Genomic DNA, 21370 nt, shown 5'->3' with positions numbered 1-21370 from the left:
TTGGTTTGCAAAGCCCGATGGGCCGCGCAACGCACGCTGCTGTAACAATTGGCCTCTGCCTGCGCGCCGCGAAAACCCTACTCAGACGGCAGCCGCGCAGCAGCCGGATGTCAGCCGCGAGTCACCCCCCCGAATTTAGCTTGATTCGCAACAATCTCAGAAAGTTAACGCACGCTCAAAACCCCATGCCAAGCCGCTTTTCGCGTCGCATGACAAGCAGGATTGAAACCACGCCACCGGCCAGCGACAACGTCATGATCCACGCCAACGGTGCATCACTTTGCCCACCCTCAAGCAACATCCCCGCCAGCGCTGACAGCCCAGCACCACCGCCAAGCGATATCGCGCCGCCCAGTCCTGCCGCCGTGCCCGCGAGATGCGGGCGCACCGAAAGCTGCCCCGACGTGCCGTTCGGAATGGTCAGCCCGTTGCCAATTCCCACGGGGATCATCGCCGCAAAAAAGCTCATAGGTGTCTGTAACGCAGCGTATGACATGACAAGCGAAAACGTCGCCGCGCTAATCGAGAGGATCAACCCCCAAAGGATCATCCGGTTCATCCCGATCCGCGTTGAGTAGCGCGCGGCCAGAAAATTGCCGACGAAATAGCCAATCCCCGGCGTTGCAAAATAGAGGCCCAATTCCTGCGGTGTGAGCCCAAAAAGGCTTTCCGCCACGAAAGGCGCCCCCCCGAGATAGGCGAAAAAGGCCCCGCTGGAGCAGGCCACAGAGAGGCTATACCCCCAGAAACGCGGACTTTTCAGCAAACCACCAGCCTCGCGAAACTGTTGGCTCATGGTAAAGTCGCTGGGCTGTGCCGTTTCGCCCAAGTCGCTCCAGCTTAGCGCCAGAATGACAACTCCAAGGCCAAACAGCAGCCAGAAATTTGCGTGCCAGCCAAAGCTTTCTTCCAAATAGCCGCCGATCGCCGGGCCGATCATCGGCACCAGCGACATGCCCATGGTGACATAGGCGATCTTGGCACCCGCTTCCTCTGCCGGGGTCGTGTCGCGCACCACCGCGCGGCTCAGAACCATGGCGACGGCGACCGCCGCCTGTAGCATCCGAAAGGCCAGGAAAACGACGACGTTCGGGGCAAAGATGCAGCCCAAAGTGGCCACGAGATAAATTAACAGACCCGCCAGGATCACCCTCCGCCGTCCGAACTTGTCCGAGATCGGCCCGATTACCAGCTGTAATACGGCATTGATGAACAGATAAACCCCAACAGACAGGCTCATCACAGAGGCGGTCGTATTGAAGTATTCGGCCATACCCGGAAGGCTGGGTAGAAACAGATTCATCGACAGCGCCGAAAGCCCCGTCAACACCACCAGCGTGGCAATATGCGGCGGGCTGGTCTTGTCGAGAAAACGGGAAGGGCGGTGCGGTGCCATAAAGACTTCTTCAATATGTTGCGTTACAAGGGTAGGGCCGTGTAGCTTTGCCAAGCCCTGTCACCAGGAAAGGCAACTTGAGCAGCTTCCCCGCCGGATTGCCAGAGGCGGCCCGCAAAGATGAAAGTGCCGTAACGGCACTTAGCAAGTTTGCAGTTAGCAACCATTTGATTTTCGGAACTTTGCAAATTAGCCGAAATTTACTTCCGCACACCTGATTCAAAGGATATGCTGCCTCAAACCGGCATGATCAGGGGACTCCCATGAAAGACATTCTTCAAGAACTCGACAGCCGTCGCAAGGTGGCGCGCCTGGGTGGTGGCGAGAAGCGGATCGAGGCTCAGCATTCCAAGGGCAAACTGACCGCGCGCGAACGCATCGAGCTTTTGCTCGACGAGGACAGTTTTGAAGAATTCGACATGTTCGTCAGCCACCGCTGTACCGATTTTGGTATGGAAAAACAAAAGCATGCAGGCGATGGTGTGGTTACCGGCTGGGGCACGATCAACGGCCGCATGGTCTATGTGTTCTCTCAGGATTTCACCGTTTTCGGCGGCTCGCTCTCTGAAACCCACGCTCAGAAGATCTGCAAGGTCATGGATATGGCGGTGCAAAACGGCGCGCCTGTGATCGGGCTCAACGATTCGGGCGGTGCGCGCATTCAGGAGGGCGTGGCCTCTCTCGCAGGCTATGCCGACGTGTTCCAACGCAACATCATGGCCAGCGGCGTGGTGCCGCAGATTTCCGTCATCATGGGGCCCTGTGCCGGCGGCGCGGTCTATTCCCCCGCGATGACCGACTTTATCTTCATGGTCAAAGACACCTCCTACATGTTCGTCACTGGGCCCGACGTGGTAAAAACCGTGACCAATGAAGTGGTTACGGCCGAGGAATTGGGCGGGGCAAGCACCCACACGCGCAAATCCTCCGTTGCTGACGGCGCGTTCGAGAACGATGTCGAAGCCATGGCCGAGGTCCGCCGTCTGGTTGATTTCCTGCCGCTCAACAACCGTGAAAAGCCACCCGTCCGGCCCTTTTTCGACGCGCCTGACCGGCTCGATCACAGCCTTGATACCCTGATCCCGCAAAACGCCAACACGCCCTACGACATGAAGGAGCTGATCAACAAAGTCGCGGATGAGGGCGATTTTTACGAGATTCAGGAAGACTTTGCCAAGAACATCATTACCGGTTTCATCCGTGTCGAAGGCCAGAGCGTCGGCGTTGTCGCCAACCAGCCGATGGTGTTGGCCGGATGTCTTGATATCGACAGTTCGCGCAAGGCTGCACGCTTTGTAAGGTTCTGTGATGCCTTCGAAATTCCGATCCTGACCTTTGTCGACGTGCCCGGCTTCCTGCCCGGCACCAGCCAGGAATATGGCGGCGTGATCAAGCATGGCGCCAAGCTTCTGTTTGCCTATGGCGAGGCGACGGTGCCCAAGGTCACGGTGATCACCCGCAAGGCTTATGGCGGCGCCTATGACGTGATGGCGTCCAAGCATCTGCGCGGCGATTTCAACTATGCCTGGCCCACCGCCGAGATCGCCGTGATGGGGGCCAAGGGCGCGACCGAGATCATCCACCGTGCCGATTTGAATGATCCTGACAAGATCGCCAAGCACGCCGAGGACTACGAAGCCCGCTTCGCCAACCCCTTCGTCGCGGCCGAGCGTGGCTTTATCGACGAGGTGATCATGCCACATGGCACCCGCAAGCGTGTTGCCCGGGCCTTTGCGAGCCTGCGCAACAAGAAGCTCAAGAACCCGTGGAAAAAGCACAATAATATCCCGCTCTGAGGTGAGGATCATGCCGTCCAGCGCAGTCACAACCCATCGGGGTTTCTCCTGCACGCGCCCACTCTGGGGCGCGATGCTGCTGGCATTGGCCGCAGGTGCAGGCGCTGCCGCCCAAGAGGACTTCCCGGTGCCGGAGCTGCCCTCGGGGGTGAAGGCAGAATTGCTTGAGAGCTTCCTCGATATCAAGCCGGATGGTACGCTGACCTATGCGCGGTTTCGTTTCGTTGCACCCGGGTTGGTGGGCGAGGGCGCGCCGGATTACGAATCGCGCCTGAAAGATATGGATGTGCTTTGCCGTGACTATGCGTTGCCGCATGTCGCGGTGACTCCCGATGGAGTCGATGTCATCGTGATTTCCATTGCTGATAGACCCAGCGAGTTTGGCGTCGCCGACCCCGAAACCACCCAGTTTTTCGAGTCCTACAGCGTCGAAAACGGCACCTGTATCTGGGGGGATTTCTGATGCATATACTATATCTTGCGGCACGGACTTCACCTGCCGGGCGGGTTGATGCTTTGGAGTCACAGCCTGTGTGTATGCTTGTGGACAAGTATCATTTTCTCCCTGATTCCGATATGTTGCGGCCGAGTGTCCTTTCCGGGACGCTTACCTCGTACGAGGGGCAGGAAGGGCGTAAAACCCCGGAACTGTCCAAAACTAGAGACAGGAGAAACAGATGTCGAAAGCCGTTAAGAGCGTTCTGGCCCTCTGCCTCGCAACCTTCGTTGTTGCTTGCGCACAGCCGGAACAAGAATACGTCGTGGTCGACCCCGAGCCGATCTCGACCGAGCCGGTTTACACCGGCAAATACAAGTAAGACCATTGCGGGACAGGCGGTTTCGTCTGTCCCGCTTTGTCGCCTCTCTTCCAGGCATTTCTCAAATGGCGCGGAGGGAGAAGGATGCTGAAGCATCGTGGCTTTCCCGGGCGTCTTCCGGGCACCGACTATCAGTTCACCATCAGACGGGCTAATCCGCGCGGTGTCACCCCCATCACCGTGCGCGAGCGCTATCGTGACCGTCGACCCGCCGACAAGCGCGCTGATCAGGCGTTTCTGGCCGCGCTCTGGGCGCATTTTGGCGATCAGCCGTTCGAGCGGGGCAATCTCGATGCCGGGCGGCTGAGCTGGCTGTTCGGGCGCGAGGTTCTGGCCGCCGAAGACCCCTTCGATGCGGCCAGCTACGACGCGCTGTTGCGGCTCGACATAGATGCGGCGCGCGCCGCCTTTCCCGAAGTGTTCGAAGATGATTTCGGCGGGGAATCGGCATGATTTCGCTTGGCCACCTTCGAATTGGGCGAGTATCGGCCCATTGTTCGCCTCTTCCGCGAGTTGGCTTGGCACGGCCGACAGCGCAGGACACAGTAAAGCGCGTAGTGGCGGTCCCGCTTGGGGCCGAGACGCATTGTCTGAACCGTTACCCTTCCCCTAAGGGGCGGACTGGTTGTCCCCAAGGCCGTCCGCCCCGCTTTTTCGTTCAAAACGCAAAAAATACAAAGAGTTGCGCGATTCAGCGAACTGCTGCCGATCTGCGTCGTTCACGGAAAATTTGCTATCAATGGAACCGAAAACACGCCATTTCGTTGACTATAAGAACAACGAAAAGAGGCACCTCATCATGCGTAAGTCTTTCACCATCAAATTTGTGGCCGCTGGGTCGCTCGTTCTTGTCGCCGCCTGTGGCGACACCGCAGTCGAGCAGGCCCTCATGGGCGGCGGGGCCGGTGCGGCCACATCGCTTGTGCTTGACGGCAACGTGGCGACCGGGGTCGTCGTCGGCGCAGCGGCCAACGTGGCCTACTGCCAGAAATACCCGACGCGCTGCTGACGCAGCCACGCTGACTTTCCCGGCTGACGCCGGTTTGACAATTTGCACGGCCATCGCGGGGTATTTGCCCGGCGGTGGCCGTTTTTCTTATACCAATAACCCTGGGCGAAAACCGTCCGGGTGCCAAGACGGAAGGGACGAGCCATGTTCAAGAAGATCCTGATTGCCAACCGGGGCGAAATTGCCTGTCGCGTGATCAAGACCGCCCGCAAGATGGGGATCAAGACGGTCGCCATTTATTCGGATGCCGACAAACAGGCGCTGCATGTGCAGATGGCTGACGAGGCTATTCACATCGGCCCGCCACCGGCGAACCAATCCTATATCGTGATTGACAACGTGATGAAGGCAATTCGCGAGAGCGGCGCTGAAGCCGTGCATCCGGGTTATGGTTTCCTGAGTGAAAACAGCAAGTTCGCGCAAGCTCTTGAAGCTGAAGGCGTAGCCTTTATCGGCCCGCCCGTTGGCGCAATCGAGGCGATGGGCGACAAGATCACCTCCAAGAAGATCGCCCAGGAAGCCGAGGTCAGCACCGTGCCGGGTTATATGGGCCTGATTGAGGATGCTGAAGAGGCGGTGAAAATCTCCAACCAGGTCGGCTACCCGGTAATGATCAAGGCCTCCGCTGGGGGCGGCGGCAAGGGTATGCGCATTGCATGGAACGATGAAGAAGCGCGCGAGGGTTTTCAGTCGTCCAAGAACGAAGCCGCCAACAGTTTTGGCGATGATCGGATTTTCATTGAGAAATTCATCACCCAGCCGCGCCACATCGAAATTCAGGTGCTTTGCGACAGCCACGGCAACGGCATTTATCTGGGCGAACGTGAATGTTCTATTCAGCGTCGCCAACAGAAAGTCGTCGAAGAAGCGCCAAGCCCCTTTCTTGACGAAGCCACGCGCAAGGCGATGGGCGAACAGGCCGTCGCGCTGGCCCAGGCGGTGGATTACGCCAGCGCGGGCACCGTGGAGTTCATCGTCGATGGCGAGAAGAACTTCTATTTTCTCGAAATGAACACCCGGCTTCAGGTCGAGCATCCGGTAACCGAGCTGATCACCGGTGTTGACCTTGTCGAACAGATGATCCGCGTCGCCGCCGGGGAAAAGCTCTCGATCTCCCAGGACGATGTGAAATTACAGGGCTGGGCGATTGAAAACCGCCTCTATGCCGAGGATCCCTATCGCGGCTTCTTGCCCTCGATCGGGCGGTTGTCCATCTATCGCCCGCCTGCCGAAACGGCAGCGGGCCCACTTCTGGTCAATAACAAATGGCAGGGGGATGCGCCCGAAGGACCGACCGCAGTGCGCAATGATACTGGCGTCTATGAGGGCGGCGAGATCAGCATGTATTACGATCCGATGATTGCCAAACTCTGCACCTGGGCGCCGACCCGCGACGCGGCGATCGAGGCGATGCGCATTGCCCTCGACAGTTTCGAGCTGGAAGGCATCGGCCATAACCTGCCGTTCCTTGCGGCGGTGATGGATCATCCGGTGTTCATTGCGGGCGAAATGACAACCGCCTTTATCGAAGAGCAATATCCCGAGGGATTTGAAGGGGTTGAGCTTCCCGAAGAAACGCTGAAACGGGTTGCGGCATCGGCCGCTGCGATGCACCGCGTTGCCGAAATTCGTCGCACGCGCGTGTCGGGCACGATGGACAATCACGAACGCCGCGTCGGCACCGATTGGGTCGTCTCGCTTCAGGGTCAGAGTTTCCGCGTCACGATTGCCGCCGATCACGACGGCTCGACCGTGCGTTTCGAGGACGGCACCAAAATGCGCGTCTCCAGCCGTTGGACACCGGGCGACAGCCTGGCCGAATTGCAGGTGGAAGGTGAGCCGCTGATCCTCAAGGTCGGCAAGATTTCGGGCGGTTTCCGTATCCGTAGCCGAGGCGCCGATCTGAAAGTGCATGTGCGCACCCCGCGTCAGGCTGAATTGGCGGCACTAATGCCCGAGAAAGTTGCGGCTGATACCTCCAAACTGCTGCTTTGTCCGATGCCCGGCATGATCGTGAAGATCAACGTCGAGGTGGGCCAGGAAGTACAGGAAGGTCAGGCGCTCTGCTCAATCGAGGCGATGAAAATGGAAAACACCCTTCGCGCCGAGAAGAAGTCCGTTGTGGCCAAGATCAATGCCGGTCCGGGCGACAGCTTGGCGGTGGATGAAGTGATCATGGAGTTCGAATAACCACCGTGGCCGACCGCGTGCGTCATATCGGGCCTCGCCTGGCCGTGGGGAGTCTCGCGCTGACGGGTCTGTTGACGCTTGGCGCATGCGACCGGCACAGCGAGGACGAGGCGCATGCCTTGATGGCCGGGTGGTTCGATCTGGGCGAGACGCTCTATTTCGAGAGCCAGAGCGGCTGCACCGCTGCGATCTACCGGGTGAAAAGCGGCGATGTGAAATCGCGCGTGCCGCTTTTCGATTCTGTTGCGGCAGTGGTGGCCAGCGACCGTTTGCAAAAACCTTTCGCAATTTCCGTCAGAGGCAAGACCGCTGATGCGCTGTTCATAGATCTGATGAACGCCGACCGGCCCACTGGCGTGGCCATTCAGGCGGCTGGCATCAATGCGCGTGACTGCATGAATGAACGCGCCCGCAACACATTCCATGCCGCGCTAAACGCCGACCCATCGATCGTGGTGTTTTCCGTGTCCGAGACCGCGTTTGCCGTTCTCGACCCGGTGCGCGGCGTGGTCATGCTGACCAGCGGTGACGTGTGATGTCTGCCTGTATGCCTGCTCAGTTGCGTAACTCTTCCCGTCGCATCGGCATCTTGTCGATAGAGCGTGAGATTTCGCGCACATTCCAGGGCAGGGGTTTGCGCAGATACACCGCACCGTCCTTGCCCAACAGCACCAGCATGAAGCCACGTGGGCGAAGTTTCTCGCGCAGCGCGGAATCTGCGCTGGGGTCAGTATCAATCAACAATACGACATCGCGCTCGGCCAGATCTTCGGTGCGTGTTTCAAGCCTTCGCAACTGTTCGATGAAATGTGGATCGTCGGGACCGTCGGCAAAGATCACCAGAACCCGCTTTTTCCATAAAAATTGCGACAGTTCTGCCTCGTCAGCTTCTGGCAAAATGCTTTCGAGGGGCGACGGATCTGTTGATTGCGCGATCACGGGTAGGGCGAAAAGCGCCGTAAATACAAGGGCCAAGACCGATTTCATACTGCCTCCTGTTGTGCACCTACATGATATAGGCGACCGGGCGGGGAATGCGACCATGAAACGACCCCAAGTAAAAAATTCCTCTGTTGCTAAACGCATTGTCAAGGCTGGAAGGGCACAATGATAGCTGTCTCTCTTTCCCGGCCGCTGACTGCGGCGTTTGCCGACAAGGTTCAATATATCATGGATGTCATACTTCATATCGGGGCACAGCGGACGGCGACAACGTCGTTTCAGGCTTACATGCGTGCCAACAGTGCGAATCTGAGTGCGCAGGGCATTGGCTATTGGGGGCCGCATCGCACGCGCAGGGGGGGTGTTTTTTCACCGCTCATGTCGGTTCAAAAGGGCGCCGCGCCTGATGGTGTGATTGTTGAAACTCGCGATTTGATTGCGCGTTATGTGGGTAAACTGAAAAACCGTGGCAAGACTCACCTGATCGTCAGCGATGAAAACATGCTTGGCACCGCGCGAGCGAATGTAAGATCACAGTGTCTCTATCCCGAAACGGTGCAACGACTGGACCGGTTTGCGCGTGTTTTCGAAGGTGTTGCGACCCGCGTTGTTGTGTCGATCCGCGCGTTTGACACCTATTGGCCTTCGGCGCTGGCGTTTTCACTCGCGCGTGGCGCACGCTTGCCAAGCACCGACGCGTTAGAGCGTATCGTCGCGCAGCCGCGCTCGTGGCGCAATGTGATCGAAGATACGGCGCGCGCCTTTCCCGGTGTCGAGGTGCAAGTCGACGACTTCAAAAGCTTTGCCAGCCACCCCGCCGGGCGTCTTTCACACATGGTGGATGCAAAAATTGCGGCACCACTCTCCAGCGAGCAACTGTGGCTCAACCGCTCTCCCGATCTGGCGGGGCTGCGTGCGGTTTTGCGCAAGCGCGGCGTGGTCGCGCAGGAATTGCCCTCGGGCGAGGGGCGCTGGCAGCCGTTTGATGCACTGCAAATCGCCATTCTGCGTGAAAAATACGCTGATGACCTGTTCTGGCTCCACGCCGGGGCCGATGGCTTGGCAACTTATATCAGGAATGAACGACCGGATCAGACAGGGAAAAACCTGTCGGGCGGCACAATGACAAGAGGACAAAACCATGACCGACAAGACGGACGCCTGGCGCGAACTGGCTGAAAAGGAACTGCGCGGTCGCGCACTGGAAGACCTGACGTGGAACACGCTGGAAGGGATTGCGGTCAAACCGCTCTACACCGAAGACGATACCGATGGCCTGCCTCATATGGGCGGTTTGCCCGGCGTTGGCCCGTTCACACGTGGCGTCAAGGCCACAATGTATGCCGGCCGCCCCTGGACCATCCGTCAATATGCCGGTTTTTCTACTGCCGAGGAAAGCAATGCGTTCTACCGCAAGGCGCTGGCCGCCGGACAACAGGGGGTCTCGGTTGCCTTCGATCTGGCGACGCACCGCGGCTATGACAGCGACCATCCGCGCGTTGTCGGTGACGTTGGCAAGGCCGGCGTGGCCATCGACAGCGTTGAAGACATGAAAATCCTGTTCGATGGCATCCCGCTCGACAAGGTCTCGGTGTCGATGACAATGAACGGTGCGGTGATCCCGATCCTAGCCAATTTCATCGTCACAGGAGAAGAGCAGGGTCATGATCGTGCGCTGCTCAGCGGCACCATTCAGAACGACATTCTCAAAGAATTCATGGTGCGCAACACCTATATCTATCCGCCCGAACCTTCGATGCGCATCATTTCGGACATCATCGAATTTACCTCGAACGAGATGCCGAAATTCAACTCGATCTCGATTTCCGGCTACCACATGCAGGAGGCCGGCGCGAACCTGGTTCAAGAGCTTGCCTACACCTTGGCCGACGGGCGCGAATATGTGCGCGCCGCGATCAATGCAGGCATGGATGTCGACAAATTCGCCGGTCGGCTCAGCTTCTTCTTCGCCATCGGCATGAACTTCTTCATGGAGGCGGCCAAACTGCGCGCCGCGCGCCTGCTCTGGCACCGCATCATGACCGAGTTTGACGCCAAGTCTGACCGCTCGAAAATGTTGCGCACTCACTGCCAGACCTCCGGCGTCAGCCTGCAAGAGCAAGACCCCTATAACAACGTGATCCGCACCGCTTACGAGGCGATGGCGGCGGCTCTGGGCGGCACGCAATCGCTGCACACCAATGCACTCGACGAAGCCATCGCTCTGCCCACCGATTTCTCCTCGCGCATTGCGCGCAATACGCAGTTGATCTTGCAGGAAGAAACCGGGATCACCAATGTCGTCGATCCGCTAGCGGGCTCCTATTACGTAGAAAGTCTGACGGCTGAATTGGCCGACAAGGCCTGGGCGCTTATGGAAGAAGTCGAAGAGATGGGTGGCATGACCAAAGCGGTTGCCAGCGGTATGCCCAAGCTCAGGATCGAAGAAAGCGCCGCCACCCGTCAGGCGAAAATCGACCGTGGCGAGGAAGTGATTGTCGGGGTGAACAAATATCGTCTCGATAAGGAAGATCATCTCGACATTCTCGACATCGACAATCAGGCTGTGCGCCTCTCGCAAATCGCGCGGCTTGAAAAGATGCGTGCGCAGCGCGATGAAGCGGCTTGCACCTCCGCTCTCGATGAATTGACACGCCGCGCCCGCGAGGGCGGCAACCTGCTCGAAGCCGCTGTCGAAGCTGCGCGCGTCCGGGCCTCTGTTGGAGAAATCAGCATGGCAATGGAAAAAGAATTCGGTCGCCACCGCGCCGAGGTCAAAACACTGGCCGGGGTTTACGGCGCAGCCTATGAAGGCGACGAAGGCTTTGCCGCGATCCAGAAATCCATCGAAGCCTTCGCCGAAGAAGAGGGCCGCCGCCCGCGCCTTCTGGTGGTCAAGATGGGCCAGGACGGCCATGATCGTGGCGCCAAGGTAATCGCCACCGCCTTTGCCGATATCGGTTTCGACGTCGATGTTGGCCCGCTGTTCCAGACTCCCGAGGAGGCGGCGCAGGACGCGGTGGACAATGACGTGCATGTCGTCGGCATCTCCAGCCAGGCAGCGGGGCACAAGACCCTTGCACCGCAGTTGATCGAGGCGCTGAAGGAGAAGGATGCGGGCGACATTATCGTGATTTGCGGGGGCGTGATCCCACAGCAGGATTATGAATTCCTGCGCAAAGCCGGGGTGAAGGCGATCTTTGGACCGGGCACGAATATCCCCACCGCCGCGCAGAATATCCTCGAACTGATCCGCGCCGCACGCCGCTGAGGCGTGGTTGTGGCCGACTGTCAGCAAGCGCAGAACTTGCCCCTTGGCCGCCTTTCGCAGGCGGGCGAGGGGCAGGTTTACGCCGCATGTGTACCCTCGTGTTAGAACGGGCTTGCATTTCCCGCGCCTCACCCGAGGATATCGTGACCCAGAAAGGGAATTGCAGATATGTCCAAACGCTTGAATATCGCGATTGGCAACGTCGTGGCGCTGCTGTGGTCAGTGGCGATTATCTGGCTGCCCCAGACCATGACGCCGCCTTTCTTGCCGTTCAATACATTGATCATCATGGCGGTGCTGCCCGGCGGGCTGGTGATGATGTTGCTGATCATACGGCAGGCCTTGCGGCGGTTTTTTGATGACAATACCATCGAAGGTGAGGCGTTTCTGCCGGGCTCTGGCGCGGATATCGACCAGCGGGTTTTGAGCAACACCACCGAACAGCTGATGTTGGCCCTTGTTTTGTGGCCTTTCGTGGCGCTCACGCTTGGCGCACTGGTGGTGCTCTTCATGGGGGTCGGCTTTGGCGTGGCGCGTCTTGCCTTCTGGTTCGGGTATCATGTCTCGCCTGCACTCAAGGCTTTCGGCTTTGCCGCCACATTCTATCCCACCGTTCTGGCCACGCTTGTGTCCGTGTTCAAATGGGCCACATGAAGGGGACACGCCATGCTGCGATTGGATCACATTGCCGTTGCCTGCGAAGACCTGGAAACGGGGCGCGCGTGGGTTGAAGAGCGGCTTGGCGCGTCGCTGCAACCGGGTGGCAAGCATGCGCGGTTCAGCACGCACAACCTGTTGATGGGGCTTGAGGACGGCGTCTATTTTGAACTTATCGCGATTGACCCATCAGCCCCCGATCCGGGCCGTAGGCGCTGGTTTGATCTTGATGATTTTCGCGGCCCGCCACGGCTGACCAACTGGATTTGTGCGACCGATGTTCTGGCCGATGCGCTGGCGTTGGCGCCGCGCGGCATGGGCGCGCCGTTCGAGGTGCAACGCGGCGATCTGCGCTGGACCTTCGTGGGGGGCGAAAATGGCCGCCTGCCATTTGGCGGCGGATTTCCCGCGATGATTGATTGGGGCGCAAGCCCGCATCCGGCACAACGATTGCCTGCCACCGGACTGCGGCTTGAGCGGCTGGAGATTTTCAACCCCGAAGCCGAAGCCCTGCAGCGGGCCTTGGGGCCGCTGCTGGCCGACGCGCGTATAGTGATCGAAGCGGGCGAGAAAGCGATGCGCGCCGTGTTCTCCTCTCCCGATGGGCAGAAGGTGCTGACATGATCATCCGTGCCGCACGGCCCGACGATGCACCCGCAATAGCGGCCTTCTGGAACCCGCTGATTCGCGACAGCTCGATCACCTTCACCAATAAGGAAAAAACCCCGGCCACCATCGCCGCAATGATGGCCGAGCGCGGCCCGGCCTTTCTCGTCGCGCAGGAAGCGGGCGCCGTGATCGGTTTTGCCACCTATGGCCCGTTTCGGAGCGGCCCTGGCTATGGCGCCACCGCAGAGTTGAGCATCATCCTCTCCGATGGCGCGCGCGGCCGCGGTGTCGGGCGCGCCTTGATCGTGGAATTGGAAGCGGCTGCGCGCCTGGGCGGCATTCATATACTCGTCGCCGGGATCAGCGCCGATAACGCCGCTGCAATCGCTTTTCATCGCGCCCTCGGCTACGTCGATACGGGGCGCATGCCCGAAGTGGGGCGCAAGTTTGGCCGTTGGCTCGATCTGGTGCTGATGCAAAAAAGGCTCTGATCGCCACGACCGTTTGGACTGTGGCTTCGACAATGGGCCGCGTAAAAGCGTTTCCATTTGAACCTGAGACAGGGATAAGTGGAAACGCCGCGCAACACATCGCTGTTGGGGGGTGTTTCGCGACAAACTCGTGATTCAAGTTTATCTCGAAACGCTTTAAGGTGCGCTCATGTCACTCTGGACCCGCATTACCGCCGCCGTTTCCGCCCTTGCTGCCGGAGAATCTCTCTCGTCGGTCTTCGATCACCTGCGCACGCCGCCCGAACGCAAGGTCGGGTTTGCCATTGCGGTGATTGCGCTTGGTGCAAAGATGGCCAAGGCAGACGGGCGCGTCACACGTGACGAAGTGGCGGCGTTCCGGGACGTCTTCCAGATCGCGCACGAGGATGAAGCCGGGGCCGCCAAAGTGTTCAACCTCGCCCGTCAGGACGTGGCCGGGTTCGAGGATTATGCCCATAAGATCAAGGCCATGTTCGGCGAAGGCGACGGCGCGCTTTGTGATCTGATGGAGGGGCTTTTCCATATCGCCATGGCAGACGGCACTTATCATCCAAATGAAGATCAATTCCTCACCCGTGTCGGCGAGATTTTCGGCATAGGCGAGGCATCGTTCCGCCGTTTGCGGGCGCGCTTCGTGCCTGACGCCGTGCCCGATCCCTATAGCGTGCTGGGTGTCGCGCCGGACGCGACCAAGAAAGAAATCCGCGCGGCATGGCGCAAGCTGGTGCAGGAAACCCATCCCGACCGGATGATTGCGCGCGGCGTTCCCGAAGAGGCGATGAAGCTGGCCGAAAGCCGGATGGCCGCCATCAACCGCGCGTGGGACGAAATTCAGGCCAAGCATGGCTGAGCCGGGAAGAATGTGATGCCCGACACCCAAAAACCTCGCCGGATGCGCATCGTCACCTACAATGTTGAGTGGTTCAATTCGCTGTTCGACGATTATGGCCGACTGCTGATGGATGACCGCTGGTCGGGCCGTCAGGATGTGACCCGCGCCCAACAGATCGAGGCGCTCGGGAAAGTCTTTGCCGCGCTCGACGCCGATGCGGTGATGGTGATCGAGGCCCCTGATCAGAACGGTCGGCGCAGCACGGTGGCAGCACTCGAAACATTCGCCCAAACCTTTGATCTGCGCGCCCGCAAGGCGATCATGGGCTTTGAAAACGACACTCAACAGGAAATTGCCCTGCTTTACGATCCTGACCGGCTCACCGCGTATCACGACCCACAGGGCGACGAGACGGGCAAGAAGGGGTCACGCACGGCGCCACGGTTTGACGGGGTGTTTCGCATCGACCTTGACGTGGACGCGACCGAAGATCTGGTCAATTTTTCCAAACCGCCGCTGGAATTGTCCCTCGAAACCGACAGCGGCTTTGCCTTTCGCATGATCGGCGCACATCTGAAATCCAAGGCCCCGCACGGTGCACGCACCCCGGCCGAAGCGATGAAACTGTCGATCCTGAACCGGCGCAAGCAGCTGGCCCAGGCGATCTGGCTGCGCCAGCGGATCGAAGAACATCTTGATGCGGGCGAGTCGCTCATCGTGCTGGGCGATCTCAACGATGGTCCGGGGCTTGACGAATACGAAGGGCTGTTCGGGCGCTCGTCGGTCGAGATCGTCATGGGCGAGGGCGATGGTGCCAAGCTCCTCGACCCGCACGCGCGACAGGTGTTGCAGCGTCGGATTGGCGCCCATCTCAGTTCGGCCCGCTTCTATATCCCGGTGCAAAAGCGCTATCTTCAGGCATTGCTCGACTATATCATGATCTCGCCAGACCTTGCTGCGCGTCGGCCCGAATGGCGGATATGGCACCCGTTTGACGATCCTGATTGCTGGGTCTTGCCGGAATTGCGCGACGCGTTGCTGACGGCATCAGATCACTTTCCGGTAACGCTTGATATCGCGTTGTGATCTTAAAATTGGAATGTGGAGGGCTTATATCATGGCCATGAAACAAAAAGTCTTACAGATTGCCGCCCTGAGTTTTGCCGCAGTTCTCGCGGCAAGCCCCGCATTGGCCGAGGATAAGGCCGAAGAGGGGCTGTCGCTGATGGAGCAGGGCGCCAAACTGCTGTTGCAAGGTATCCTTCAGGAAATGGAACCCGCGATGGATGACCTGCGCAATTTCAGCCAGGAGGTTGAACCGGGGCTGCGCAAGTTTGTCGAGGACATGGGCCCGGCCTTGGGTGCGCTGATGAGCAAGATCGACGATTTCACGGTCTATCACCCGCCCGAGTTGCTGCCCAACGGTGATATCATCATCCGCCGCAAGACCCCGCAGGAACAAGACGAACAAGACAGCGACAAACCCCATGAGGGTGGGGAAATCGAGCTCTAGGCGCAATTTCCCCTGCGTTCATCAACTTGGCAAATGGATGTTGAAACGCGCCCGCAGCGCCGTGTCGATATCGGGCGCAAAGCGCGCGCCAGAGGGTTCGGCCAAAATGGCCAGCTTGCGCGCGCTGGCATTTTCAATCAGGTCCGGCTTGCCTTTTTCGACCCATTCCTTGGGTGAATTCCGATTCCCAAGTGCCGGATAGACATGATCTGTCTGCATCCGGCCAAGCGTCTGAGAGGTGCCGAGATAATGCCCCGGCCCGCCAAGACAGACCTCGCGCATCTGATCCAAGGCCAGCGTTTCGTCATCGACCTCTATACCGCGCACACAGCGCAGCGCCTGACCGATCAGATCATCCCCCAAGATCAGGCTTTCGTGGCAAAATCCCAAGAGCGACGCATGCATTCCCGCCGCCTCGTAGACCATGTTAAGCCCTGACAGCCCGGCCATCACGTTCGAACACATCTGCTCCCACCCGGCCTGCATGTCCGGCAGCTTGCTGTCGGCGATGCCCGCTGCAGCCCCTCCGGGCAGGCTATAAAACTTGTGCATCTGCGCGCAACCCGCCGTTAGCAGCGCCTGTTCGCCCGATCCCCCCGTCATCGCCCCCGAGCGCAGGTCAAGCCCGAACGGCCAGGTGCCAAACACCGCCGGATGGCCGGGTGCAATCGCATTGACATAGACGATTCCCGCCAGGCATTCGGCCACCGCCTGCATGATTGCTCCGGCGATGGTCGATGGCGCCGTGGCCCCCGCCATGCCTGCCGAAAGCAATAGTACCGGCATGCCGCCCGCGATCGCCTTTTCCATCACCACGCAGGCTTCGGTGGCGAATTTCATCGGCGGAACAACAAAGCAGTTCGAATTTGACACGAAGGGGCGGGCGCGCCATTCGGCCTCGCCCCCGGCGATCATGTGCAGCATCTCCAGCGCGTCATCGACAAAATCTGGCTCGGTAAACGATGTGCCGACATGTTTTGTGGTGCCCGAGCAGCAGGCATAGACCGTATTGAGATCCATCTCGCGATTGTCGAGAATATCGCGCGCCACCATGGGGCGCTGAACAAAGTGGATATTGTTAAGCCGATCACAAATGCGCGCCGCGTCGTGCAGATCCTGCACCGTGCTTTCGCGATACTCCCGCCCATCAACTTCGACCATATGCACTGCGGCGCCGGCGGTGCCAAAATGCACCCGACCACCTGATAAGGTCATGTCATGCTCTGGCGTGCGCCCATGCAGCACAACCTCTTTGGCGGCAACGGCCAGCATGTCCTCGACCAACGCACGCGGAAACCGCAAGCGCCCGTCCTCCCCAAACACGGCGCCCGCGCCGGTCATGATTTCGACCCCCGAGGGCGGCGCATCGGCCAGCCCAATCTCCTCCAGCGCACAGAGCGCGGCCTCATGAATGCGCGCCATGTCGGTCTGGCTCAGGGGGGCGTATCGGCCGCCCTCCATGCCGGGGCGGATCGGTTGGATATTCTTGGCAAGCGGGGCAGAGCGGGCGGCTTGTCGTGCACTCCGGCCACCTGCGCGGCGATTGAGTTGGGCTGTCATGTCATTTATGTCTCCGGTTGTTCTCCTCCTTGTGAATTCAGAAGAAAACCGGTCGTCCACGTGCCGCGCGGCCGCGTTCCGCACCGATTGTGCGGATCACCAGAGCAATCTTGCAGGCGGGCTCTTGCATTATGCGTTCCATCTTGTTCCAGCCATCAGGTTGGCCGGAACATTTGGACGCTTCTGCATCAATTGCGACAGGGGGTCGTTTTCAGACCTTGCGCATTACCACTTTCCGGTGGCGCCCCCCTTGCCGGATGTCCCGCCGCCCAAATCGGGCGGTGGGGCGTCGTCTTTCTTGTCGCTGCCTTTGGCCGCGATGGTGTATGGTTTGACGCTGCGATGGCCGCATTTCTCACATGTCGTGATGCGTTCGCCACGTCCCGGCGCTGTCTCTGTGGGTTCCTCAATCCGGTTGCTGGTCACCTTGAGGCCCCGGTTGCCGCACTCCGGGCATTTGGCCAGTTTGGATTTCATCACGCCCCAGCCGATCAAGAGTGCGATGGGGGCAAAGATAATCGCTGCCCACCAGCCGCTCGCCCCGCCACTGCTTTCCTCGGCATCGTCCGCACCTTCGCTTACAGGTTCGCCACCGCCGACAGGCTCGCTGCCAAGAGTATCGCTGCCCGTGCCTTCGGTTTCAGGCGCTTCTGCCCCTGCAAGATAGGGTTTGACGATGGTTGCAATGGTGTCGCTGACGCCCGCGCGGATACCTTCTTCATAGCGGTCCTGTTTGAACGCGGGCAAGATCGAGCGGCTGAGAACTATGATCGTGGCAAGCTGCCAATCCTGACCATAAGCTCCGCCAAGCTGAATGCGGATTTCCCGATCGGCTTGTAAGACAAGGAAAAGCACACCGTCATTGCGCTCCGCATCGCCGATTTTCCATTGATCGAATAGCCCTTGGGCAAATTCTTCTGCGCTTTGGTCAGGCGCAAAGGTTTCCTTGCGCGACAACGTCACCACCGTCATCACCACGCCGGTCTCGGTGCGCAGCGTTTCAAGCTCGCTGACAAGCGCCGCCTCGGCTTCGTCTGATAGCAACCCGGCGAAGTCATTGACCGTCGTCGCTTCGGGATCAGGATAGGTCTGCGCCACAAGTGGCGCGGTGAAAAGGAATGCCAGGGCCAGCCAGCCAAACAAAATGCGTTTCATCTCAATTCTCTCAATCAATAAATGACTGAGAGCAGGATAGGCGTAGCGCGGCCTTCAAATCAATCAGATTTGCCCGGCGGCAAATTTCAGGACCTCCTCGAATGCCTTGGCAAAGGCCTTGTCTTCTATGGTCAACGCCACCCGAACATGACCCGCAGCAGAGGTGCCAAAGCTCTCTCCGGGCATCACCGCAATCTTGCGTTCGCTCAGCAGGCGTTCGGCGAACTCGATCCCTGACAGCCCGGTGGCGCGAATATCGAGCATGACATACATCGCGCCTTGTGGCGGCACGGCATGCACCAGGTTCTGACGCCCAAGGATCTTCAGGGCAATCTCGCGCCGACGCCGGAACGGGGCTGCGATGCTCTCTTCGAACGCTGGCCCCTGGCGCAGTGCAAACAACGCGGCCTCCTGAATGAAGCCTGCAACGCCATAAGTTGTGTGGATGGCGAGATTGATCATCTGCGCCACCGCATCTTTCGGTCCGACCGCCCAACCAACACGGCTGCCGGTCATGGCGTGGCTTTTCGACATCGAACCGATAACCAACGTGCGCGCCGCCATGTCGGGCAGGGCGCGGATCGACAAATGCGTCCCCTCCCAAAGCTGCGTGTCGTAGACCTCATCGGAAATTATCCAGAAATTCTCGGCCTTTGCGGCATCCGCAATGCCTTCCAGCGTGGCGCGGGAATAGACCACCCCGGTGGGATTGTTGGGCGTGTTGATCAAAAGCGATCGCGCGCCTGTAGCCTTTGCCGCCTTGGCAATCGCCATGGGATCGGGTTGAAACGCGTCCTTGGCAAACGCCGGGATGGCATGGGCCACCGCGCCCGCGCCGCGAATGGTGCCTGGGTAGGTGGCATAATAGGGGTCAATAAACAGCGCCGCATCACCGGGATCACAGGTCGCCATATGGGCCGCAAAAAGCCCGGCTTGCCCGCCCGGCGTGATCACCACATTGTCGCGCGTGGTCTCAACCCCGGTGGCCGCCTGCACTCGCGCTGCGATCTCGTCGCGCAAAGCGGGGATGCCGGGGATCGCAGCATAACCCGTATGACCCGCAAGCGCCGCCCGGTGGATCTCGTCAAGGATCGCAACATCGGTGCCGATATCATGCTCGCCGATGGTCAGCTCGGTGATATTTTCACCCGCTTCCACCATGGCGCGTGCGCGAAAATAGATCTCCCAGCCCCCCGAGGCATCCGGAGTCAACGTGCTGATACGGTTGGCAAGCTGCATCTGATTCCCCATGTTTCCGCTTTAGGCGCCATGCAGGCGCGGGCGGGCAGGGGATGTCAATCGCACGCCATACCGTTACGTCGCGGCAAAGCGACCGGCGCCTTTTTGGTCAGCCCGCACCGGATAACTGCAAACTCCATCTTGGCAAGCCTCAGCATATCCCCTAACCTCTGGCGCATGATAAGAACCTGCATCATTATTTGCTGCATTACCTGCTGACATCGTCAAGCGGGCTGTTCTTCATCGTTTCCTCTCAGTTGAGAAGTTGATAAGCCCGCCGCGAAGCCGCGTGCGAGGGCGCCCATGACCGATATCAAACTCTACAACACCAAGACCCGCCACAAAGAGGCGTTCGCGCCGATCGATCCTGACAATGTTCGGATGTATGTCTGTGGACCGACGGTTTATGACCGCGCCCATATCGGCAACGCGCGCCCCGTGGTGGTGTTTGACGTGCTGTTTCGCCTGCTCCGGCACGTCTATGGCCCTGACCACGTCACATATGTGCGCAACTTCACCGATGTGGACGACAAGATTAACGCCCGCGCCGCCGCCAGCGGCCGCTCGATTTCGGAAATCACGGCCGAGACGACCCAATGGTTCCTCGACGACATGGGCGCACTCGGCGCGCTTGAGCCGACGCATATGCCACGCGCGACGCAATACATCCCCCAGATGGTGGCGATGATCGAAGATCTGATCGCCAAGGGCCACGCTTACGAGGCCGAGGGCCATGTGCTCTTCGCGGTAGACAGTTGGCGCGACCATTACGGCGCACTTTCGGGCCGTTCGGTCGATGACATGATCGCCGGCGCGCGTGTTGAAGTAGCGCCCTACAAACGCAACCCGATGGATTTCGTTTTGTGGAAACCCTCGTCGGATGATCTGCCCGGCTGGGATTCCCCCTGGGGCCGGGGCCGTCCGGGCTGGCATATCGAATGCTCGGCGATGTCTTATGAGTTGCTGGGCGAGACGTTTGACATTCACGGCGGCGGCAACGACCTGATGTTCCCGCACCACGAGAACGAGATCGCACAAAGCTGCTGTGCGCATGGCGATGACACGTTTGCGAAGGTCTGGATGCACAACGAGATGTTGCAGGTCGAGGGCAAGAAGATGTCCAAGAGTTTGGGCAACTTCTTCACCGTGCGGGATTTGCTCGAACAGGGCGTTCCGGGCGAAGTGATCCGGTTCGTGTTTCTAAGCACGCATTACCGTAAGCCGATGGACTGGACCGAGAAGAAGCGGGCGGAGGCGGAGGCAACGCTGCGCAAGTGGTACAAGCTGACAAACGGCGTAGGGCAAGTAAATGTACCCGACTATCTAGTTGAGATGCTCGCGGACGATCTTAATACGGCAGGCTTTATCGCGCTGATTCATGAATTGGTTAAGGCTGACGAAGCTGAAATGGTAAAAGCCGCAATGGACCTAATTGGCCTCCCGTCTGCCGAAGACGTCGAATGGTTTCGTGGTGATCCCCCAATCGTATCAACTTGGGGAGGATATCACGATGTGCTTCGTCCTCTGCTTGTTAAGTGGCAGCAGTATCGCAACGACAAAGATTACGCTGGCGCCGATAAGCTGAAAGCTGGATTGGAAGCTGCGGGGCTGAAATTGAGTGTGACCGATTCTGGTCCGCACGCAGACATTTTGCCCAACTTCGACCCCGCCAAACTGGAGGCGTTGAAATGACTCTCTCTGTCTCTCTCGAATTCGGCGCATCGGCCAAACCTCACACCCGGCGCGCAGGCGCCATGCCCGACCTCCCCCACGGGAGGGCATTCTTCCAACACCCGCCGCGCGCGCCGCGCTGGCAATATCGCGAACGACCGTCGCACACCGACGCATCAGCCCTCCCGAGGTCGGGCATGGCGCATGCGCACCTCTTGGCA

21 protein-coding genes are annotated in these 21370 nt (G+C 59.4%); 16 read left to right on the top strand and 5 right to left on the bottom strand.

The window, feature by feature from the left end; genetic code table 11:
- Window positions 1–175 precede the first annotated feature (175 nt).
- Entirely contained in the window at window positions 176–1396 is a 1221-nt protein-coding gene (locus tag LZG00_10965; protein MCF3594522.1) for a multidrug effflux MFS transporter, read from the bottom strand.
- A 263-nt stretch (window positions 1397–1659) separates the two neighbouring features.
- On the opposite strand from LZG00_10965, the gene LZG00_10960 reads away from it, so the two are divergent.
- The 7 genes from LZG00_10960 (at window position 1660) to LZG00_10930 (ending at window position 7745) form a co-directional block, all read left to right on the top strand.
- On the top strand, window positions 1660–3192 hold the full coding sequence (locus tag LZG00_10960; GenBank protein MCF3594521.1) for an acyl-CoA carboxylase subunit beta: 1533 nt from the start codon (window positions 1660–1662) through the stop codon (window positions 3190–3192).
- Between the two features lie 10 nt (window positions 3193–3202).
- Complete coding sequence (locus LZG00_10955) at window positions 3203–3655, top strand: DUF6497 family protein (protein ID MCF3594520.1); 453 nt, start codon at window positions 3203–3205, stop codon at window positions 3653–3655.
- A gap of 214 nt (window positions 3656–3869) precedes the next feature.
- Complete coding sequence (locus tag LZG00_10950) at window positions 3870–4010, top strand: hypothetical protein (GenBank protein ID MCF3594519.1); 141 nt, start codon at window positions 3870–3872, stop codon at window positions 4008–4010.
- Window positions 4011–4094: 84 nt separating this feature from the next.
- Complete coding sequence (locus LZG00_10945; GenBank protein ID MCF3594518.1) at window positions 4095–4463, top strand: hypothetical protein; 369 nt, start codon at window positions 4095–4097, stop codon at window positions 4461–4463.
- A gap of 346 nt (window positions 4464–4809) precedes the next feature.
- Complete coding sequence (locus LZG00_10940) at window positions 4810–5019, top strand: hypothetical protein (protein ID MCF3594517.1); 210 nt, start codon at window positions 4810–4812, stop codon at window positions 5017–5019.
- 144 nt (window positions 5020–5163) lie between these two features.
- Window positions 5164–7209 carry an acetyl/propionyl/methylcrotonyl-CoA carboxylase subunit alpha gene (locus tag LZG00_10935; protein ID MCF3594516.1) on the top strand — a complete coding sequence of 682 codons (2046 nt, stop codon included), beginning with the start codon at window positions 5164–5166 and terminating at the stop codon, window positions 7207–7209.
- Between the two features lie 5 nt (window positions 7210–7214).
- Window positions 7215–7745, top strand: a complete 531-nt coding sequence (locus LZG00_10930; GenBank protein MCF3594515.1) for a hypothetical protein — start codon at window positions 7215–7217, stop codon at window positions 7743–7745.
- 19 nt (window positions 7746–7764) lie between these two features.
- Here LZG00_10930 and LZG00_10925 read toward each other — a convergent pair whose 3' ends face one another.
- Window positions 7765–8196, bottom strand: coding sequence for a DUF4174 domain-containing protein (locus tag LZG00_10925; GenBank protein ID MCF3594514.1), 432 nt, complete (start codon window positions 8194–8196; stop codon window positions 7765–7767).
- 120 nt (window positions 8197–8316) lie between these two features.
- Here LZG00_10925 and LZG00_10920 point away from each other — a divergent pair, with 120 nt between their 5' ends.
- From LZG00_10920 to LZG00_10885, 8 genes are all read left to right on the top strand, one after another.
- The gene (locus tag LZG00_10920; GenBank protein MCF3594513.1) at window positions 8317–9330 is read left to right on the top strand and encodes a hypothetical protein; all 1014 of its coding nucleotides are present in this window, start codon (window positions 8317–8319) and stop codon (window positions 9328–9330) included.
- The gene (gene scpA / locus LZG00_10915; protein MCF3594512.1) at window positions 9293–11422 is read left to right on the top strand and encodes a methylmalonyl-CoA mutase; all 2130 of its coding nucleotides are present in this window, start codon (window positions 9293–9295) and stop codon (window positions 11420–11422) included. The genes LZG00_10920 and scpA overlap by 38 nt, the downstream gene beginning before the upstream one ends.
- Window positions 11423–11590: 168 nt before the next feature.
- Window positions 11591–12076 carry an MAPEG family protein gene (locus LZG00_10910; GenBank protein ID MCF3594511.1) on the top strand — a complete coding sequence of 162 codons (486 nt, stop codon included), beginning with the start codon at window positions 11591–11593 and terminating at the stop codon, window positions 12074–12076.
- A gap of 12 nt (window positions 12077–12088) precedes the next feature.
- On the top strand, window positions 12089–12703 hold the full coding sequence (locus LZG00_10905) for a VOC family protein (protein MCF3594510.1): 615 nt from the start codon (window positions 12089–12091) through the stop codon (window positions 12701–12703).
- The gene (locus LZG00_10900) at window positions 12700–13179 is read left to right on the top strand and encodes an N-acetyltransferase family protein (protein MCF3594509.1); all 480 of its coding nucleotides are present in this window, start codon (window positions 12700–12702) and stop codon (window positions 13177–13179) included. Before LZG00_10905 ends, LZG00_10900 begins: the two co-directional genes overlap by 4 nt.
- 169 nt (window positions 13180–13348) lie before the next feature.
- Window positions 13349–14029, top strand: a complete 681-nt coding sequence (locus LZG00_10895) for a molecular chaperone DjiA (GenBank protein ID MCF3594508.1) — start codon at window positions 13349–13351, stop codon at window positions 14027–14029.
- Window positions 14030–14071: 42 nt separating this feature from the next.
- Window positions 14072–15097 (top strand): endonuclease/exonuclease/phosphatase family protein, encoded by a 1026-nt coding sequence (locus tag LZG00_10890; protein MCF3594507.1) that lies wholly within the window; start codon window positions 14072–14074, stop codon window positions 15095–15097.
- Window positions 15098–15134: 37 nt separating this feature from the next.
- Window positions 15135–15524, top strand: a complete 390-nt coding sequence (locus tag LZG00_10885) for a hypothetical protein (GenBank protein MCF3594506.1) — start codon at window positions 15135–15137, stop codon at window positions 15522–15524.
- A 21-nt stretch (window positions 15525–15545) separates the two neighbouring features.
- Here the strand turns inward: LZG00_10885 and LZG00_10880 are convergent, their stop codons facing one another.
- The 3 genes from LZG00_10880 to LZG00_10870 form a co-directional block, all read right to left on the bottom strand.
- Window positions 15546–17084 carry a trimethylamine methyltransferase family protein gene (locus tag LZG00_10880; protein MCF3594505.1) on the bottom strand — a complete coding sequence of 513 codons (1539 nt, stop codon included), beginning with the start codon at window positions 17082–17084 and terminating at the stop codon, window positions 15546–15548.
- A gap of 225 nt (window positions 17085–17309) precedes the next feature.
- A complete protein-coding gene (locus LZG00_10875) occupies window positions 17310–18239 on the bottom strand; it encodes a TPM domain-containing protein (protein ID MCF3594504.1) in 930 nt (309 codons plus the stop codon).
- Window positions 18240–18302: 63 nt separating this feature from the next.
- A complete protein-coding gene (locus LZG00_10870) occupies window positions 18303–19478 on the bottom strand; it encodes an aminotransferase class I/II-fold pyridoxal phosphate-dependent enzyme (GenBank protein MCF3594503.1) in 1176 nt (391 codons plus the stop codon).
- Between the two features lie 303 nt (window positions 19479–19781).
- Between LZG00_10870 and cysS the strand changes: the two genes are divergently transcribed.
- Window positions 19782–21170: a cysteine--tRNA ligase gene (gene cysS / locus LZG00_10865; GenBank protein MCF3594502.1), complete on the top strand. Its 1389-nt coding sequence runs from the start codon at window positions 19782–19784 to the stop codon at window positions 21168–21170.
- Window positions 21171–21370: the final 200 nt, after the last annotated feature.

Source organism: Rhodobacteraceae bacterium LMO-JJ12 (assembly GCA_021555075.1).
GTDB lineage: Bacteria > Pseudomonadota > Alphaproteobacteria > Rhodobacterales > Rhodobacteraceae > JAKGBX01.
The sequence above is the reverse complement of the archived record's forward strand: the minus strand, read 5'-3'. Positions and strand labels throughout refer to the sequence as shown.

Excerpts from the sequence above, each read along its gene's own strand:
- LZG00_10965 (MCF3594522.1), bottom strand. The coding sequence starts at position 1,396 with ATGGCACCGCACCGCCCTTCCCGTTTTCTCGACAAGACCAGCCCGCCG.
- LZG00_10960 (MCF3594521.1), top strand. The coding sequence starts at position 1,660 with ATGAAAGACATTCTTCAAGAACTCGACAGCCGTCGCAAGGTGGCGCGC.
- LZG00_10955 (MCF3594520.1), top strand. The coding sequence starts at position 3,203 with ATGCCGTCCAGCGCAGTCACAACCCATCGGGGTTTCTCCTGCACGCGC.
- LZG00_10950 (MCF3594519.1), top strand. The coding sequence starts at position 3,870 with ATGTCGAAAGCCGTTAAGAGCGTTCTGGCCCTCTGCCTCGCAACCTTC.
- LZG00_10945 (MCF3594518.1), top strand. The coding sequence starts at position 4,095 with ATGCTGAAGCATCGTGGCTTTCCCGGGCGTCTTCCGGGCACCGACTAT.
- LZG00_10940 (MCF3594517.1), top strand. The coding sequence starts at position 4,810 with ATGCGTAAGTCTTTCACCATCAAATTTGTGGCCGCTGGGTCGCTCGTT.
- LZG00_10935 (MCF3594516.1), top strand. The coding sequence starts at position 5,164 with ATGTTCAAGAAGATCCTGATTGCCAACCGGGGCGAAATTGCCTGTCGC.
- LZG00_10925 (MCF3594514.1), bottom strand. The coding sequence starts at position 8,196 with ATGAAATCGGTCTTGGCCCTTGTATTTACGGCGCTTTTCGCCCTACCC.
- LZG00_10920 (MCF3594513.1), top strand. The coding sequence starts at position 8,317 with ATGATAGCTGTCTCTCTTTCCCGGCCGCTGACTGCGGCGTTTGCCGAC.
- scpA (MCF3594512.1), top strand. The coding sequence starts at position 9,293 with ATGACCGACAAGACGGACGCCTGGCGCGAACTGGCTGAAAAGGAACTG.
- LZG00_10910 (MCF3594511.1), top strand. The coding sequence starts at position 11,591 with ATGTCCAAACGCTTGAATATCGCGATTGGCAACGTCGTGGCGCTGCTG.
- LZG00_10905 (MCF3594510.1), top strand. The coding sequence starts at position 12,089 with ATGCTGCGATTGGATCACATTGCCGTTGCCTGCGAAGACCTGGAAACG.
- LZG00_10900 (MCF3594509.1), top strand. The coding sequence starts at position 12,700 with ATGATCATCCGTGCCGCACGGCCCGACGATGCACCCGCAATAGCGGCC.
- LZG00_10895 (MCF3594508.1), top strand. The coding sequence starts at position 13,349 with ATGTCACTCTGGACCCGCATTACCGCCGCCGTTTCCGCCCTTGCTGCC.
- LZG00_10890 (MCF3594507.1), top strand. The coding sequence starts at position 14,072 with ATGCGCATCGTCACCTACAATGTTGAGTGGTTCAATTCGCTGTTCGAC.
- LZG00_10885 (MCF3594506.1), top strand. The coding sequence starts at position 15,135 with ATGAAACAAAAAGTCTTACAGATTGCCGCCCTGAGTTTTGCCGCAGTT.
- LZG00_10880 (MCF3594505.1), bottom strand. The coding sequence starts at position 17,084 with ATGACAGCCCAACTCAATCGCCGCGCAGGTGGCCGGAGTGCACGACAA.
- LZG00_10875 (MCF3594504.1), bottom strand. The coding sequence starts at position 18,239 with ATGAAACGCATTTTGTTTGGCTGGCTGGCCCTGGCATTCCTTTTCACC.
- LZG00_10870 (MCF3594503.1), bottom strand. The coding sequence starts at position 19,478 with ATGCAGCTTGCCAACCGTATCAGCACGTTGACTCCGGATGCCTCGGGG.
- cysS (MCF3594502.1), top strand. The coding sequence starts at position 19,782 with ATGACCGATATCAAACTCTACAACACCAAGACCCGCCACAAAGAGGCG.